Source organism: Alistipes sp. Marseille-P2263 (genome assembly GCF_018101075.1).
Lineage (GTDB): Bacteria > Bacteroidota > Bacteroidia > Bacteroidales > Rikenellaceae > Alistipes > Alistipes dispar.
In genome coordinates, this window is record NZ_JAGQEJ010000004.1 from 104033 (window position 1) to 121085 (window position 17053).

Consider the following 17053-nt stretch of genomic DNA (forward strand, 5'->3'; position numbering starts at 1 on the left):
ATTATGCCGACAACAGAACTCAAATCGGCGGCGATGGAGCTCGGGACCGAGCGTATCCGGAAGCTGCTCGTGCAATACGCCGTGCCGGCGGTGGTCGCCATGACCGCCTCGTCGCTCTACAACATGGTGGACAGCATCTTCATCGGTCACGGCGTGGGACCTCTGGCCATCTCGGGACTGGCGCTGACTTTCCCGCTGATGAACCTCGCCGCGGCCTTCGGGTCGCTCGTGGGCGTGGGCGCCGCGACGCTCGTGTCGATGCGTCTGGGACAGCGCGACTACGACACGGCCCGCCTGGTGCTGGGCAACGTGCTGGTGCTCAATCTGATTATCGGAACCGTCTTCGGCCTGCTCGCACTGGCGTTCCTCGACCCGATACTCTACTTCTTCGGCGCGAGCGATGCCACGATCGGCTACGCCCGCGAATACATGTCGGTGATCCTCGCGGGCAATGTCGTGACGCACATGTATCTGGGGCTGAACGCCGTGCTGCGCGCCTCGGGCAATCCCCGCAAGGCGATGTACGCCACGATCAACACGGTGCTCATCAACACCGCGCTCAACCCGCTGTTCATCTACGGCTTCGGCTGGGGCATCCGCGGCTCGGCCATCGCCACGGTGATCGCGCAGGTCGTGTCGCTCGTCTGGCAGTTCCGCATCCTGTCGGACCGCCGCGAGCTGATGCACTTCCAGCCGGGCATCTACCGGCTGCGCCGACGGCTCGTCCGCGACATGCTGGCTATCGGCATGTCGCCCTTTCTGATGAACCTCACGGCGTGTTTCATCGTCATCCTGATCAACAAGGGGCTGAAGACCTACGGCGGCGATCTGATGATCGGCGCCTACGGCATCGTGAACCGCCTGGCGTTCATCTTCGTCATGATCGTCATGGGCATCAACCAGGGCATGCAGCCCATCGCCGGGTACAATTTCGGCGCGCAGCAGTACGACCGCGTGCTCAAGGTGCTGCGGCTGACGATCGTATGCGCCGTGTGCGTCACCTCCTCGGGCTTCGTCGTCGGGGAGTTCATGCCCCATCTGGCCGTGTCGCTCTTCACGACCGACGAGGAGCTGGTGCGGCTGGCCGCGGACGGCATGCGCATCGTCTTCCTCTGCTTCCCGATCATCGGGTTCCAGATGGTGGCGACGAACTTTTTCCAGAGTATCGGCATGGCCGGCAAGGCGATCTTCATGTCGCTGTCGCGCCAGTTGGTCTTCCTGCTGCCGGGCCTGCTGTTCCTGCCCCGCGTCTTCGAGGCCCATACCGATTGGGGCGGCGGCTGGGGCGTGTGGTGCGCCATGCCCCTGTCGGACCTGCTGGCTACGGTGGTGGCCTTCTTCATGCTGACGTATCAACTGCGGAAATTCCGGGCCGCGATGGCCGCCCGCTCCGCCAACGAATAAAACAGAACGACGACCATGAAAGAGCTGTTCGTAATCAACATAGGCCGCCAGCTGGGCAGCGGCGGCAAGGACATCGGGGAGATCATCGCCCGGCGGCTGGGCGTCCGGCTCTACGACAAGGAGCTGCTGACGCTGGCGGCCAGGCAGAGCGGCCTGTGCGCCGAGTTCTTCGAGAAGGCCGACGAGAAGGAGTCGCGCAGCGTGCTTTCGACCATGATCGGCTACCTGCGCTCGCCCTTCGCGGGCGACTGCGGCGGGGTGACCAGCGTGCTGTCGAACGACGCGCTGTTCAAGATCCAGAGCGACGTGATACGCGACGTGGCCGAACGCGAGTCGTGCATCTTCGTCGGCCGGTGCGCCGACTACATTCTGCGCGAGCACCCGCGGCGGGTCGATGTCTTCATTTCGGCCTCCGAGGCGGACCGCATCCGCCGCATCTGCGCGCGCACGGGCTGCACGGCCGACGAGGCGCGTGCGCAGATGGAGCGCGGCGACGCCCGCAGGGCCGGTTACTACAATTATTACAGCTCGAAGACCTGGGGGGCGGCTGCGACCTACCACCTCTGCATCGACTCCTCGGTCTTCGGCGACGAGGGAACGGCGGATTTCATCCTGGAGTTCGCGTCGCGGAAACTGAACATGAAATTCTGACGTATGGTACTTGCAGAGCAGATCAAGGAGATGGAGCGGCGCCGTGCGGCGCTGGAGCGGTGTCTGGACATCGAGCAGAAACGCATCGACCTCCGCAACGAGGAGGAGAAGACCCAGGAGCCGGATTTTTGGGAGAATCCCGACAAGGCGCGCGAGCAGTTGCGCAAGGTGGCGGGGATCAAGGCGTGGGTCGAGGACTACGACGCCGTGTGCAAGGAGGTCGAGGACCTGCAGCTGATGCCCGACTTCGTGAAGGAGGGCGTGGTGACGGAGGCCGAACTCGACGAGCAGTATGCCCGGACGCTGGAACGTATCGAACAGCTCGAGATGCGCAACATGCTGCGCCGCGACGAGGACAAGCTGGGGGCGATTCTGGACATCAACGCCGGAGCCGGAGGCACGGAGGCGCTCGACTGGGCGTCGATGCTCCTGCGCATGTATACCCGCTGGGGCGAGGCGCACGGCTACAAGGTCAAGGTGCTGGATTACCAGGCCGGCGACGAGGTGGGGGTGAAGTCCTGCACGCTCGAGTTCGAGGGCGAGTATGCCTACGGCTACCTCAAGAGCGAGAACGGCGTGCACCGCATGGTGCGCCTGTCGCCCTTCAACGCCAACAACAAGCGGCAGACGACCTTCGCGTCGGTCTTCGTCTCGCCCGCGGTGGACGATACGATCGAGATACGGATCAATCCGGCCGACATCGAGTGGGACACCTTCCGCTCGTCGGGTGCGGGCGGCCAGAACGTCAATAAGGTCGAGACGGCCGTGCGGCTGCGTTACCACGGCAAGGACCCCGACACGGGCGAGGCGGTGGAGTTCCTGATCGAGAACATGGAGACCCGTTCGCAGTTGATGAACCGCGAGAATGCCATGCGCATCCTCCGGTCGAAGCTCTACCAGCGCGAGCTGGACAAGCGCATGGCCACGCAGCAGGCGCTCGAGGCGTCGAAGAAGAAGATCGAGTGGGGCTCGCAGATACGCTCCTACGTCTTCGACGACCGCCGCGTGAAGGACCACCGCACGGGCGTGCAGACCTCGGCCGTGGAGGCGGTCATGGACGGCGACCTGGACGCCTTCATCAAGGCCTACCTGATGGAGTTCGGCGGGCAGGCGCAATAAGAGAGGGATATGGAGCCGGTTGCGGGAGATACGGATCGCATGGAGACGGATCGGCTGCTGCTGCGGCGTTTTTCCGGGGAGGATGCGGAGGCGCTGCTCGCCTTCCTGGGCGATCCGGAGGTCAATGAGTTCCTGCCGATGTTTCCGTTGCGGGATGCGGCGGAGGCGGAGCGCTACCTGCGGTATATCGGCGACTGGGTCCGGCAGGGCGGGCTTTACTATGCGGTCTGCCTGAAGGGAAGGCCGGAGCCTGTCGGCTGTGTGCATGTGAGCGGCGACGACAGCCGCGATCTGGGATACGCCCTCGGACGGGCGTTCTGGAACCGTGGCATCTGCACCGAGGCCTGCCGGGCGGTGATCGCACGGCTGAAGCGGACGGGCGCGCCGTATGTCACGGCGACGCACGACGTGAACAATCCGCGGAGCGGAGCCGTGATGCGGGCCGTCGGCATGACCTACCGCTACTCGTACGAGGAGCTGTGGCAGCCGAAGAACCGTCCGGTGACCTTCCGGATGTACCAGCTCGATCTGAACGGCCGGGAGAATGAGACCTACCGGAAATACTGGGACCGGCATCCGGTTCATTTCGTGGAGAATCCCTGATCTCCGGGCGGCTGTCCCCCGGAGACCGTTGTATTAGCGAAGAGCGAAAAATCCGTAAAAGCCTATGAAACGTCGGATATTCTGTTGTCTGGCCGTGTGTGCGCTGCTGGCCGCACCGGCCGTTCTGGCGCAGCCGCGGGTCGGGATGACCGACACCACGGCCTATTTCCCGTTGCTCGAAGGGCGCCGCGTGGCGGTGCTGGCCAACCAGACCTCCGTGGCCGACATGCCCGGTGCGCCGGGCGCCGACGCCTCCGGGAGGGTTCATCTGGTCGATCTGCTGCACGGGAGAGGATTCCGCGTGACGGGCATCTTCTCGCCCGAGCACGGGTTCCGCGGCGCTGCCGACGCCGGGGAGCGTGTGGGCGATTCGGAGGACCCGCGGACGGGCATTCCGATCCGGTCGCTCTACGACGGCGGGTCGGGCCGTCCTTCCGGAGAGACGATGCGCACGTTCGACGTCCTGGTGGTCGATATGCAGGACGTGGGGCTGCGGTTCTACACCTACCATATCACCATGTTGCGGATGATGGACGCCTGTGCCGCCGCCGGGCGCAGGGTGATCGTGCTGGACCGTCCGAATCCCAACGGCGGGCGGGTGGACGGTCCCGTGCTCGACATGAAGTACCGTTCGGGCGTCGGGGCGCTGCCGATCCCCGTGCTGCACGGCATGACGCTCGGCGAGATCGCCCGCATGGCCGTGGGAGAGAGCTGGGCCGCGCCGTGCGATCTGACCGTCGTCCCGTGCCGCGGCTATACCCATGCCACCGAATACCGGCTGCCCGTGGCGCCGTCGCCCAACCTGCCGACGCAGCGCGCCGTTTACCTCTATGCCTCGCTGTGCCCCTTCGAGGGGACGGTCGTGAGCCTCGGGCGCGGCACGGACCGGCCGTTCGAGGTTTACGGCCATCCGGATATGCGCGGACGGGAGTTCTCCTTCACGCCCCGTCCGACGGACGGAGCCAAGCACCCGCCGCTCGAAGGGCGCGTGTGCCGGGGCGTCGATCTGAGCGGCATGCCGCTGGGCGAGGCGCGCGGGGTGGGTTTCTCGCTGCGCTATGTGATCGACGCCTACCGCGATCTGGAGGCGCTGGGCGAGGAGTTCTTCACCCCGATGTTCGAGAAGCTCGTCGGCGTGGGGTGGGTGCGCCCGATGATCCGCGCCGGAGCCTCCGACGAGGAGATCCGCGCCCGCTGGCAGGAGGACGTCGCGCGTTTTACCGCACTGCGGGCGAAGTATCTGTTGTACGAATAGGCGGGCATGCCCTAAAAGACTTCGGCGATGCGGTCCGCCTCGGTGACGGGCCGCACGACGCGGCAGGGGTTGCCCACGGCGACGACCCCGGCGGGGATGTCGCGCGTCACGACGCTTCCTGCGCCGATCACCGTGCCGTCGCCGATGGCTACTCCCTGCGTTACGACCGTATGGCCGCCGATCCAGACGTCGTTGCCGATCGTGACGGGCAGCGAGCGCATGATCCCTTCGGCCCGCTGGTCGGGCAGCAGGGCGTGGTTCACGGTGTAGATACCCACGTTGGGGCCGATCAGCACCCGGTCGCCGATCGTGACGGGCGCTTCGTCGAGGATCGTGAGGCCGAAGTTCCCCACGAAGTCGTCGCCGATGGAGATGCTCTCCCCGAAGTCGCAATGGAACGGGCTGTGCAGACAGCAGTTCCGGCCGACCCGGCCGAAAAGCCGTTTCAGAATCGCTTCGCGCTCCTCGCGCCGCGAGGGCGGCAGGGCGTTGAGTGTGAAGACCAGTTCCTCGGTCCGGCGCAGGGCCTCGCCGATGGGCGGACAGACGGCGTGTAGCCAGAGTCCCGCCCGCATCTTTTCGAGTTCGTTCATTTCGTTACGGGTCGTTTCGGGTGAAACATTCGTAGGCCGCACGGGAGATCTCGGCGGCGATGGCGGCATTCGTTCCGTCCGTCTCGCGGGAGTCGGTGACGAAGACCGCGACACAGTAGCTCCGGCCGTCGGGCAGCAGGACGTAGCCCGCGTCGTTGTCGGCGATGCGCACGCCTTCGGCCGTGCGGTCCGAGGAGCCGGTCTTGTGGCCGAGGCGGACGTTGCCGGGCAGTCCCGCACGGAGCTTGTTCGCTCCGGTCGGGGCCTCCTCCAGTGCGCTGCGGAGCAGTGCGTCGTATTCCGCGGGGAGCAGTCCGCCCCGCAGCAGGCAGGCGAAGAGTTCGCAGACGGCCGACGGCGGGGCCGTGTTGAGGCGCTGGTTTTCCGTCGCGCGGTGCATCGTGCGTTCGGAGGCCGCGATGCGGAATCCTCCGATGCCCGCCCCGCGGAGGTACTCCTCCACGGCTGCGGGACCTCCGGCGAAATCGAGCAGCCGGTCGCAGGCGATGTTGTCGCTCAACGAAATGCTGTACCGGATCAGGCCGGCGAGCGTCACCGTGCCTCCTTCGGGCGGCAGCGAGTCGCGCATCGGGCTGTACGTATTGCCGTCGAGCCGTTCGGGACCTACGTCGAACGGAGCCGAAAGGGGCATGCGTTCGCGTGCGGCACGGTCGAGGGCGGCCAGGGCCACGGGAACCTTGAAGACGCTCAGCAGCGGCAGCGGAACGTCTCCGCGGCGGATCGTGCGGCCGTCGGGTGTGCGGACGGCGACGCCGATCCGGGCGCGGCGGCCCTTCAGCGCCTCGTCGAGGCGGTGTTCCAGGTCATCCGTCGGGCGGGTGCAGGCCGCCGCGAGCAGGGCGGCCGCGAGGCAGATCGTGCGGATCATGGCGGTGTTTTTCGGGGCGGACCGTAAAAACAGCCGCTCCGGAAGGTCCCCGGAGCGGCTGTTGTCGGATTTTACGTCGTCGTCGTTACTCCGATACGATCGCCTCGCTCGGGCAGACGCCTGCGCACGTGCCGCAGTCGATGCACTTGTCCGGGTCGATCACGTAGATATCGCCGGCCGAGATGGCCTCGACGGGGCATTCGCCGATGCAGGTTCCGCAAGCGACGCAGGTGTCGGTGATTTTGTAAGCCATTGCTGTAAAGATTTATTGTTAAAGTGTGTGTTTGTGTCCGACAAATATATGAAACTTATTCGATAATATCAAATCCCGTGTAGGGAACCAGCGCTTCGGGAATGCGGATGCCTTCGGGCGTCTGGAAGTTTTCGAGCAGTGCGGCCACGATGCGCGGCAGGGCCAGCGAGGAGCCGTTGAGCGTGTGCGCCAGACGGATCTTCTTCTCGGCGTCGCGGTAGCGGAGCTTCAGGCGGTTGGCCTGGAACGACTCGAAGTTGGAGACCGAGGAGACCTCCAGCCAGCGCTTCTGCGCCTCGGAATAGACCTCGAAATCGTAGGTGAGCGCCGAGGTGAAGGACATGTCGCCGCCGCACAGCCGCAGGATGCGGTACGGCAGGCCGAGCGAGCGGACGATGCCCTCGACATGGGCCACCATGCCGTCGAGCGCCTCGTACGAACGCTCCGGCAGCGACAGTTGCACGATCTCCACCTTGTCGAACTGGTGCAGGCGGTTCAGGCCGCGCACGTCCTTGCCGTAGGAACCGGCCTCGCGGCGGAAGCAGGGCGTGTAGGCGGTCATCTTCACGGGAAAATCCTTCTCGTCGAGGATCACGTCGCGGTAGATGTTCGTCACGGGAACTTCGGCCGTGGGGATCATGTAGAAGTTATCGACCGTGGCGTGGTACATCTGGCCCTCCTTGTCGGGCAGCTGGCCCGTGCCGAAGCCCGAGGCTTCGTTCACCATGATCGGCGGCTCGACCTCGAGATACCCCGCCCGCGTGTTGCAGTCGAGGAAGTAGTTTATCAGCGCGCGCTGCAACCGTGCGCCCTTGCCCTTGTAAACGGGGAATCCCGCGCCGGTGAGCTTCACGCCCAGATCGAAGTCGATGATGTCGTATTTCTTCGCCAGCTCCCAGTGGGGCAGCGGATTCTCGGGCAGGGCGGTGTAGTTCTCCACGAGCTTCACCACGAGGTTGTCCTCGGCCGTCCGGCCTTCGGGCACGATGTCGGCGGGGAAGTTCGGGAGCGTCACCAGCGCCGCCTGCAACTCCTGCTGCACGTCGGTCGATTCGGCTTGCAGGCGCGAGGATTTCTCCTTGAGGTCGGCCACGAAGCGCTTGCGCTCCTCGGCCTCGTCGCGGCGGCCCTGGCCCATCAGCGCACCGATCTCCTTGGCGGCCTTGTTCTGGGCGGCGAGCGTCGTGTCCAGCTCGACCTGGATGGCCTTGCGGCGGTCGTCCAGGGCGACGATCTTTTCGATGACGGGCGCGGCGTCCACGCCCTTCTTCGCCAGACGGCGTGCGGCGGCCTGCATGTCGTCGCGGATTTGCTTGATTGTAAGCATAGTATCTCTCGGTTTTTGAATATGCGCGTTACAGAATGCAAAAATAGTAAATTCAAAGCAATGTTGCGCGTGCGCGCGGCGAATTTTTTCCTGCGGCGCGCCGCGGCTCTTTCCGGCGGCCGTCCGGAGCGTTCTTTCGCTTTTCCGCGTCCCGGAGGCGGCGATTCCGGGCGGGAATGCGCCGAATTTCGTGAAAAAACTTTACCTTTGTTTCATCTATGGAAAGCCTTCGCAGGAAAACCGTCGAGTTGCTCGCACCGGCCAGGGACTACCTTTCGGCCGTGGCCGCCGTGGATTACGGGGCCGACGCCGTTTACATGGGCGGCGCGAAGTTCGGGGCTCGGCAGGCCGCGGGCAATGCGGCGGAAGAGATCGCCCGTGCGGTCGGATACGCCCACCGTTACGGCGTGCGGGTGCACGCCACGCTCAACACGCTCCTCTGGGACGACGAGCTGGAGGAGGCCGAACGGCAGGCGCGCGAGCTGATCGCCGCGGGGGTCGATGCGCTCATCGTGCAGGACATGGCCCTGCGGCGGATGGATCTTCCGGTCGAGCTGCATGCCTCGACGCAGGTGTCGAACCGCACGCCCGAAGGGGCGCGGTTCCTGGGCGAGGCGGGGTTCGCGCGCGTCATTCTGGAGCGGAACCTTTCGCTCGACGAAATCCGCGCGATCTGCCGCGCGACGCGGGCCGAGGTGGAGTGCTTCGTGCACGGGGCGATCTGCGTGGGGTACAGCGGCCGCTGCTTCCTGTCGCGGTCGATGTCCGCGCGCAGCGGCAACCGCGGCGCATGCAGCCAGCCCTGCCGGCTCACCTACGACCTGACGGACGGCCGCGGACACACCTATATCGCGGGGAAGCACCTGCTCTCGGTGCGCGACATGAATCTGTCGGCGCATCTGGGCGAACTGCTCGATGCGGGCGTCACGTCGTTCAAGATCGAGGGGCGCCTCAAGGACGTGAACTACATTCGCAACGTGGTGGCCTTCTACCGCCGGGCGACGGACGAGGCGCTGGCCGCCCGGCCCCGTCTCGGACGGGCCTCCGTGGGCGAGAGCGTCCCGGACTTCACGCCCGACACGGCCAAGAGTTTCACGCGCGGCGAATCCGAATACTTCTTCGCGGGACGGTGCGCCGGCGTGGCGTCGTTCGACACGCCGAAGGCCGTGGGCGAGCGCATCGGCCGTGTCGTCCGGGTCGAGCGGGGCGCTTTTCGGCTCGACGCGGCGGAGGGCCGGACGCTGGCGGCCGGGGACGGCATCTGTTTCGTTACGCCCGGAGGCCTCGTCGGCACGAACGTCAATGCGGCGGAGGGCGGACGCATCGTGCCCCGCCGCATGGAGGGAATCGTTCCGGGCGCGGAGGTTTTCCGCAACTACGACAGGGCCTTCACGCTCCGGGTCGAGCGCAGCCGCACGCGGCGGGTGATTCCCGTCACGGCGCTCGCGGAGGTCTCGGCCGGGGAGCTGCGCCTGACCTATACGGACTGCGAGGGGATCGCGGCCTCGGCGTCGCGGCGCGTGGAGCTCGGCCCGGCGCACGATCCGGAGGCCAATGCCGAGGCGCTGCGGCGGCAGGCCGTCCGCAGCGGCGACACGATCTTCTCCGTGCGCGGGGTCGAGGTGCGGGGCGCGGAACGATTCGCCCCCGCGTCGCTCGTGGCCGGGTTGCGCCGCGAGGCGCTCGGACGGCTCGCGGAGATGCGGCGGGCCCGGGTTCCCGAACACCGGATTCTCGCCGAGGATCCCGCAGCGCGTTACCCTTCGGAATGCCTCACGGCCGAGGAGAACGTGACCAACCGTCTGGCCGAGGCCTTTTACCGCGACCACGGGGTGCTGCGGATCGAGCGGGGGCTGGACCTGGCGCCGACGACCGCGGGCCGTACGGTGCTGCGCTCGGCCTACTGCATCCGCCGCGAGATCGGCGAATGCCTGCGCGAAAATCCCCGCCTGCGGGGCGGGTTGTGGCTCGAACGCGGCCGGCACCGCTACCGGCTCGATTTCGACTGCCGGCGGTGCGAGATGAGCCTCGTGGACTGCACCTCCGATACGGACGGAACGAACCTGAAACCGAAATAAAACCGAAAAGTCATGAAAAGACGAATCCTGGCCCTGACGGCGTGGTTCCTGACGGGCTTTGCATGGGGCGCTGCGGCGCAGACGTGGACCGAATGGCGCGATCCGGAGGTCAATGCCGTGAACCGGCTGCCGATGCGCTCCTCGTTCGAGGCGGGCGAGCGGCTGTCGCTCGACGGCGTGTGGCGTTTCAAATGGGTGCGCCACGCGACGGAGCGGCCCGACGGCATCTGGCGCACGGATTACGACGACAGCGCATGGGATACGATGCCCGTGCCGGGAATCTGGGAGCTGAACGGATACGGCGATCCGGTCTATGTCAATGTGGGCTACGCATGGCGCGGCAACTTCCGGAACGATCCGCCGCACGTCCCCGACGCCGAGAATCACGTGGGTTCCTACCGCCGCACGTTCGACGTGCCGGCCGGCTGGGCCGGGAAGCAGGTCACGCTTTCGATCGGTTCCGCCACGTCGAACGTTTACGTCTGGATCAACGGCCGCTTCGTCGGTTACAGCGAGGACAGCAAGCTGGCGGCGCAGTTCGACGTGACGAAGTACCTCCGGCCGGGCGAGAACCTCGTCGCGCTGCAGATCTACCGCTGGTCGGACGGCACGTATCTGGAGGATCAGGACTTCTGGCGGCTGTCGGGCATCGCCCGCAGCGTGGAGCTGGTGGCGCGCGACAGGGCGCACCTCGAGGACGTGCGCATCACGACCGCGCTCGACGCCGACTACCGCGACGCCGTGCTGGCCGTGGAGACGCGGACCACGCCGCAGGTGAAATCCCTCGCGCTGACGCTGCGCGACGCGGCGGGTGCGGAGGTGGCTTCCGGAACGCTGAAACCCCGCGACGGCGCAGCCTCCGCGGAGCTGGACGTGGCCGGTCCCGCGAAATGGTCGGCCGAGGAGCCGAACCTCTATACGCTCGAAATCGCCGTGTCGGACGGCCGCCGGGTGACCGAGACCGTCACGCAGTGCGTCGGATTCCGCTCGGTGGAGATTCGCGGCGGGCAACTGCTCGTGAACGGGCAGCCCGTGCTGATCAAGGGCGCCGACCGTCACGAGATGGATCCCCTGAAGGGATATGCCGTGAGCCGTGAGCGGATGATCGAGGATATACGCATTATGAAAGAATTGAATATCAACGCGGTGCGGACATGTCACTACCCGAACGACCCGCAGTGGTACGACCTCTGCGACCGTTACGGGCTCTATGTCGTGGACGAGGCCAACGTCGAGTCGCACGGCATGGGATACGGCGAAAGCACACTGGCGAAGAACCCGGCCTATGCGAAGGCGCACGTGGAGCGCAGCAGCCGGATGGTGCTGCGCGACAAGAACCATCCCTCGGTGATCGTCTGGTCGCTGGGCAACGAGGCGGGCATGGGGCCCAATTTCGAGGCCTCCTACCGCTGGGTGAAGGAGTACGACGCGTCGCGTCCGGTGCAGTACGAGCAGGCGATCGGCTACAAGACGGAGGAGGGTTCGCCCTATACGGACATTGTCTGCCCGATGTACTGGGATTACGGGCGCTGCCGGGAGTACTGCGAGTCGAATCCGGACAAACCGCTCATCCAGTGCGAATACGCGCACGCCATGGGGAACTCGCTGGGCGGGTTCGACATCTACTGGGACCTCGTGCGCAAATACCCCGCCTACCAGGGCGGATTCATCTGGGACTTCGTGGACCAGGGGCTGGCGCACTACGAGCCGGACGGCCGCGTGTCGTTCCGTTACGGCGGCGACTTCAACGATTACGACGCGACGGACAATTCGTTCAACTGCAACGGCATCGTCGCGCCCGACCGCACGTGGCATCCGCATGCCCGCGAGGTGCAGCGGCAGTATCAGTCGGTGTGGACCGAGCCCGTCGCGCTGGAGCAGGGCCGTGTCGGGGTCTATAACGAGAATTTCTTCCGCTCGCTGGAGAACTGCGAGCTGGAGTGGCAGGTGGTGGCCGACGGTCGCACGGTCCGGCAGGGGCGTGTGTCCGATCTCGATGTGGCGCCGCAGCAGCGCCGCGAATACGCGCTGGGCTTTTCGGCGGCGGATTTCCCCGCCGGAGCCGGCGAGGTGCTGGTGAACGTGGCCTACCGGCTCAAGAACTCCGAACCGCTGCTCGACGCCGGGTTCGCGGTGGCGCGGCAGCAGTTCGTCGTGCGGGAGTACGATTTCGGAGCGCATTTCGATTCGGATACGGTTTCGGAGGGGACCGTGCGGGTGTCCCGGTGGGAGCGCGGCACGCGCGTCGAGGGCGACCGCTGGACGGCTTTCTTCTCGCGCGACGGGTTCCTCTCGCGCTACTGCACGGACGGCCGCGAGCTGCTGGCCGAAGGCGCCTCGCTGCGTCCGCAGTTCTGGCGCGCACCGACGGAGAACGACCTCGGGGCCGCGCTCGACCGCAGGCAGGGCGTGTGGAAGAATCCGGAGATGAAGCTCGAATCGTTCGAGGCGCAGCAGGCGGAGGCCGGGGCCGTCGTGACGGCGCGCTACTCGCTGCCCGGGACCGGCGCTTCGCTGACGCTCGTGTACCGGATCGACGGTGCGGGCGCGATGACCGTCGAGGAGCGGATGGAGGCCGGGGCGGAGGAGGCTCCGCACCTCTTCCGGTTCGGAATGACGATGGAGATGCCGGCGCGTTACGACCGCATCCGCTATTACGGCCGCGGGGCGCACGAGAACTATGCGGACCGCCTCTCGTCGGCCGACCTGGGACTGTATGTGCAGCGGGTGTCCGACCAGTACCACGACGAGTACGTGCGGCCGCAGGAGTCGGGCACGAAGTGCGACGTGCGCTGGTGGCAGGTGCTCGATTCGTCGGGATCGGGGCTGGAGATCGTCTCCGACGCACCCTTCTCGGCTTCGGCCCTGCCCTATTCGACGGCCGCGCTCGACGTCTCGAACTTTCCGCCGCAGCAGCACTCCGGACCGCTTCAGCCGGACGGCCGGACGCATGTGAACTTCGAACTGCGCCAGTCGGGACTGGGCTGCGTCGATTCGTGGGGCCGCCTGCCCGAGGAGCGGTACAGGCTTCCCTACGGGGACTATACGTTCCGGTTCCGGCTGAAGCCGGTGGTGAAATAGGCCGGTGCGGTGCGGCCGGGCGTTTTCCTCGTCCGGCCGCATGCCGCGGTACGGCACTCTCTTCCTCCGTCTGCCTCCTCCGCCCGCCGGGGCGGAGAGCGGGCGGAAGTTTCCGCCTTGCGGGGCGGAGGGTGTTTTTTGATTTTCGGAAACTATGCAGATGCAACTGACCCCCGCATTCGGGGATTACGAACTGCTCGATACGGGCGATTTCGAGAAACTGGAGCGTTTCGGCCGCTTCGTCACGCGCCGTCCGGAGCCGCAGGCCATCTGGCGGCGGTCGCTGCCGGAGGCGGAGTGGCGGCGGGCCGACGCTTCGTTCAGACGCGACGGACGCAGCGAGGAGCGCGGCGAGTGGCGCCTTGCGCCCGGTATGCCCGACCGCTGGACGGTGGAGTATGCCGGCCGGGGGATGCGCCTCCGGATGCGGCTGGCGCTGACGTCGTTCAAGCACGTCGGGATTTTTCCCGAGCAGGCCGCCAACTGGGATTTCATCTACGACCGATGCCGGGAGCTGGCCGGCGGCGGTGCGTCCGCGGGGAGCGGCGAGCGGGCGGAAGGCGCGCCGAAGGTGCTGAACCTGTTCGCCTATACGGGCGGCGCGACGCTCGCGGCCCGGGCGGCCGGGGCCGAGGTGACGCACGTGGATTCGGTGCGGCAGGTGGTGACCTGGGCGCGCGAGAACATGGAGCGGAGCGGGCTGGACGGGGTGCGCTGGATCGTGGAGGATGCGCTGAAATTCGTGCAGCGCGAGGTGCGCCGCGGCAACCGCTATGCCGGCATCGTCCTCGACCCGCCGGCCTACGGACGCGGCGCGAACGGCGAGAAATGGGTGCTCGAGGAGGGTATCTGCGAGATGCTGGAGCATTGTGCGCGGCTGCTGGAGCCCGCGGGGGCGTTTCTCGTACTCAACCTCTACTCGATGGGGCTCTCTTCGACGCTGGCCCGGACAGCCGTCCGGCAGGCGTTCGGCGCGCCCGGCGAGGAGCAGTGGGGCGAGTTGTGTTTCACGGACCGCGGCGGGAAGCAGTTGCCGCTGGGAACCTATTACCGTTTCGTGCGATAGCGATGGAGTGGCTGCTCGATCTGGGCTATCTGGGCCTTTTTCTCGGCACGTTTCTGGCAGGGACGGTGCTGCCGCTCAGTTCGGACGTGCTACTGATCGGAATGCTCGCCGCGAAGGCCGACCCGGCGGTGTGCCTCGTCGTGGCGGCGGTGGGCAACTGGCTCGGAGCCATGACCTCCTACTGGCTCGGATGGTACGCCCGGTGGGAGTGGCTCGGGCGCTGGTTCGGGGTGCGGCCGGAGACGCTGGAGAAGCAGAAGGTGCGCGTAGATCGTTTCGGTGTGTGGCTCGCGCCGTTTTTCTGGGCTCCGGTGATCGGTGTGGTCTTCATGATCGCGCTGGGAATCTACCGCGTGCGGCCCCGCACGACGGCGTTCATGGCGCTTGCCGGCTCGTTCGCCCGATTTCTTTTCTGGGTGTTGCTGCATCGGGCGTTCGTCTGACAGGCGAAGAGGGGCGGCCGGGAATTGCCGCCGGGATTTGAAAACGACTAAAACGATTGCGATATGGGCATACTTACCGTGGTATTCGGCATCCTGAGCGGATGCCTGCTCTCCGTGCTGGTGGGCATCATCGGCAGCAGCCGCAGGATCGGTTTCGGCTGGGCCTTTCTCATCAGTCTGATTTTCACGCCCCTCGTGGGGCTTATCGTCGCTCTGCTGACCGATCCGCTGCCGGGCGGCGACCGCCGCTGGGGCTGTATCGGCACGCTATTGGCCATTCTGGGCCTGGCCTTCCTCGCGGCGTTCCTCCTGCTGCTGCTCACGGGCGGCGCGCTCGTGCTCGCCCTTTAGCGGGCGTTTCAGAAAGGATGGTAGATCACGATGCCCGCGGCGGCCGAGAGAAGGATCAGCAGGATGGGATTGACCTTGCGGGCCGAGGCGACGACGCAGAGGCCGAAGATCGCCCAGCTCCAGCCGTCGATAAAGCTCTCGCCCTCGTGCGAAGCGGGGAACATGAGCAGCAGGGCCGCCGAAGCGATCATGCCGATGACGACGGGTTTCATGCCCGACATGGCTCCCGCCAGGACGGCATTGCCCTTCAGGCGCAGGAAGAAGCGTGTCAGGACGAGCATGACCGTCAGTGACGGCAGGCAGACGGCGAAGGTGGCGATCGCAGAGCCGAGGATGCCGAAGAACGGGTTGTCGCCCGCCTGCGCCCCGACCGTGTAGCCCACGTAGGTCGCCGAGTTGATGGCGATGGGGCCGGGGGTCATCTGGCTCACGGCCACGATATCCGTAAATTCGGTGTTGGTCATCCACGCGTGGCGGACGACCACCTCGTTCTGGATCAGCGCCAGCATGGCGTAGCCGCCGCCGAATCCGAAGAACCCGATCTTGAGGTACGATAGGAAGAGTTGCAGGTAGATCATTTGTGCAGGCGTTTACCGATTGTGAGCGTCCATCCGATGCCGGCCGCGGCTCCGGCGGCGATGAGCAGCACGGGCGACCAGCCCAGGCCCCAGACGGCCAGCGCCGCGAGGACCGCGACGGCCATGAGCGCCGGGTGCATGCCCCGGGCCAGCGAGAAGACCGGCACGACGATCAGCGCCACGACGGCCGGGCGCATCCCCTTGAAGGCGGCGTCCACCACCGGGTTGTGGCGGATGCCCGCGAAGAAGATCGCCACGATCAGGATGATGAGGAACGACGGCAGCACGGCCCCCAGCGAGGCCGCCACGGCGCCCCGCAGTCCGCGGACCTTGTAGCCGATGAAGACCGACGTATTGACGGCGATGGGTCCGGGCGAGGATTGCGCCAGCGTCAGCAGGTCCAGGAATTCCCCCTGCGGCAGCCAGCGGCGCCGTTCGATGATCTCGGCCTCGATGAGCGGAACCATCGCGTAGCCGCCCCCGAAGGTGAACAGTCCGATCTTGAAAAAGCTGCGGAAGAGTTCGAAAAGAGTGGTCCGCTCCATGACTTATTCCCGTTTTTTTCTGCCCAGCAGCGTGCGGATGCCGTCGATGAAGACCATCGGGTGAGTCGGTGCGCCGGGCAGCCAGAGATCGACCCGGTGACGGTCGAAGAACGAGCGGTCTATGGCGCGGTTCGCGGCGAACAGCCCGCCCGAGCAGGCCTCCGTACCGCAGGCGACGAGCACCTTCGGTTCGGCGACGGCGTCGTAGCAGATTTCGAGCGCCTCGGCCATGTTCCGCGTGACGGGTCCCGAGACGACCACGCCGTCGGCGTGGCGCGGCGAGGCGGTGAATCCGATGCCGTGGCGGCCGAGGTCGAAATTGACGTTGCCCGTGGCTCCCAGCTCCATCTCCACCGAGGCGTCGCCGCCGGCCGAGACTTCGCGCAACTGGAGCGCTTCGGCGAAAAACCGGCGGATCTCGGGCCGCACCTGTGCGGCGTCGAACGGGATGCGCTCCTGCCCCGGGCGGACGACGAGACCCTCGCGCACGGGCGATCCGATGCGGTAGTCGTTCGTGAAGCGTATCGCGCTTTGCGCGATGCGGGCGCACTCGCCGCAGAAGAGGCAGCGCCCCAGGTCGAGCGCGAAGGGCTGCGCGGAGAGCGCGCCCGTGGGACACCGCTGCGCGGCGCGTCCGACAGCTTCCGCCGTCTGGTCGTCACAGGGAGCCGTCAGGACGGGACGTCCCCGGAATTTGGGGGTCAGCTCCACGGTGTCGAGATCCGGAATGGCCTGCCGGCCGTGGCTGCGTAGAACGCGTATCTTGGGAAACAGCATGTTCGGTCTATTTTTTCGGTTCGTTCCGGCGGACGGTCCG

17 protein-coding genes are annotated in these 17053 nt (G+C 66.4%); 10 read left to right on the forward strand and 7 right to left on the reverse strand.

What is annotated here, in order from left to right; genetic code table 11:
* Positions 1-3 precede the first annotated feature (3 nt).
* From KB554_RS06295 to KB554_RS06315, 5 genes are all read left to right on the forward strand, one after another.
* Positions 4-1404 (forward strand): MATE family efflux transporter, encoded by a 1401-nt coding sequence (locus tag KB554_RS06295; protein WP_211035238.1) that lies wholly within the window; start codon positions 4-6, stop codon positions 1402-1404.
* Between the two features lie 15 nt (positions 1405-1419).
* Positions 1420-2055, forward strand: coding sequence for a cytidylate kinase-like family protein (locus KB554_RS06300; RefSeq protein ID WP_211035239.1), 636 nt, complete (start codon positions 1420-1422; stop codon positions 2053-2055).
* A gap of 3 nt (positions 2056-2058) precedes the next feature.
* Positions 2059-3174: a peptide chain release factor 2 gene (gene prfB, locus KB554_RS06305; RefSeq protein ID WP_211035240.1), complete on the forward strand. Its 1116-nt coding sequence runs from the start codon at positions 2059-2061 to the stop codon at positions 3172-3174.
* Between the two features lie 9 nt (positions 3175-3183).
* Positions 3184-3777 (forward strand): GNAT family N-acetyltransferase, encoded by a 594-nt coding sequence (locus KB554_RS06310; RefSeq protein WP_211035241.1) that lies wholly within the window; start codon positions 3184-3186, stop codon positions 3775-3777.
* 64 nt (positions 3778-3841) lie between these two features.
* Positions 3842-5032: a DUF1343 domain-containing protein gene (locus KB554_RS06315; RefSeq protein ID WP_211035242.1), complete on the forward strand. Its 1191-nt coding sequence runs from the start codon at positions 3842-3844 to the stop codon at positions 5030-5032.
* Between the two features lie 11 nt (positions 5033-5043).
* On the opposite strand, the gene KB554_RS06320 is transcribed toward KB554_RS06315, so the two are convergent.
* The 4 genes from KB554_RS06320 to serS form a co-directional block, all read right to left on the reverse strand.
* Complete coding sequence (locus KB554_RS06320; protein ID WP_211035243.1) at positions 5044-5625, reverse strand: sugar O-acetyltransferase; 582 nt, start codon at positions 5623-5625, stop codon at positions 5044-5046.
* A 4-nt stretch (positions 5626-5629) separates the two neighbouring features.
* Positions 5630-6514 (reverse strand): class A beta-lactamase, encoded by an 885-nt coding sequence (bla, locus tag KB554_RS06325; RefSeq protein WP_211035244.1) that lies wholly within the window; start codon positions 6512-6514, stop codon positions 5630-5632.
* A gap of 85 nt (positions 6515-6599) precedes the next feature.
* Positions 6600-6767: a 4Fe-4S binding protein gene (locus KB554_RS06330; protein WP_211035245.1), complete on the reverse strand. Its 168-nt coding sequence runs from the start codon at positions 6765-6767 to the stop codon at positions 6600-6602.
* Positions 6768-6822: 55 nt separating this feature from the next.
* Positions 6823-8094 (reverse strand): serine--tRNA ligase, encoded by a 1272-nt coding sequence (serS, locus tag KB554_RS06335; protein ID WP_211035246.1) that lies wholly within the window; start codon positions 8092-8094, stop codon positions 6823-6825.
* A gap of 218 nt (positions 8095-8312) precedes the next feature.
* On the opposite strand from serS, the gene KB554_RS06340 reads away from it, so the two are divergent.
* The 5 genes from KB554_RS06340 (at position 8313) to KB554_RS06360 (ending at position 15113) form a co-directional block, all read left to right on the forward strand.
* A complete protein-coding gene (locus KB554_RS06340; protein ID WP_211035247.1) occupies positions 8313-10172 on the forward strand; it encodes a U32 family peptidase in 1860 nt (619 codons plus the stop codon).
* A gap of 12 nt (positions 10173-10184) precedes the next feature.
* Positions 10185-13253, forward strand: coding sequence for a glycoside hydrolase family 2 TIM barrel-domain containing protein (locus KB554_RS06345; RefSeq protein ID WP_211035248.1), 3069 nt, complete (start codon positions 10185-10187; stop codon positions 13251-13253).
* Between the two features lie 154 nt (positions 13254-13407).
* Positions 13408-14319 (forward strand): class I SAM-dependent methyltransferase, encoded by a 912-nt coding sequence (locus tag KB554_RS06350; RefSeq protein ID WP_211035249.1) that lies wholly within the window; start codon positions 13408-13410, stop codon positions 14317-14319.
* 2 nt (positions 14320-14321) lie between these two features.
* Positions 14322-14762, forward strand: coding sequence for a DedA family protein (locus tag KB554_RS06355; RefSeq protein ID WP_141427870.1), 441 nt, complete (start codon positions 14322-14324; stop codon positions 14760-14762).
* Between the two features lie 63 nt (positions 14763-14825).
* Complete coding sequence (locus tag KB554_RS06360; RefSeq protein ID WP_211035250.1) at positions 14826-15113, forward strand: hypothetical protein; 288 nt, start codon at positions 14826-14828, stop codon at positions 15111-15113.
* Positions 15114-15121: 8 nt separating this feature from the next.
* On the opposite strand, the gene KB554_RS06365 is transcribed toward KB554_RS06360, so the two are convergent.
* From KB554_RS06365 to KB554_RS06375, 3 genes are read right to left on the reverse strand one after another with little or no spacing between them, the layout of a single operon-like run.
* Positions 15122-15691 (reverse strand): chromate transporter, encoded by a 570-nt coding sequence (locus KB554_RS06365; protein ID WP_211035251.1) that lies wholly within the window; start codon positions 15689-15691, stop codon positions 15122-15124.
* A complete protein-coding gene (locus KB554_RS06370) occupies positions 15688-16236 on the reverse strand; it encodes a chromate transporter (RefSeq protein ID WP_141427865.1) in 549 nt (182 codons plus the stop codon). The genes KB554_RS06365 and KB554_RS06370 overlap by 4 nt, the downstream gene beginning before the upstream one ends.
* 3 nt (positions 16237-16239) lie before the next feature.
* A complete protein-coding gene (locus KB554_RS06375; protein WP_211035252.1) occupies positions 16240-17013 on the reverse strand; it encodes an NADH:ubiquinone oxidoreductase in 774 nt (257 codons plus the stop codon).
* Positions 17014-17053 lie beyond the last annotated feature (40 nt).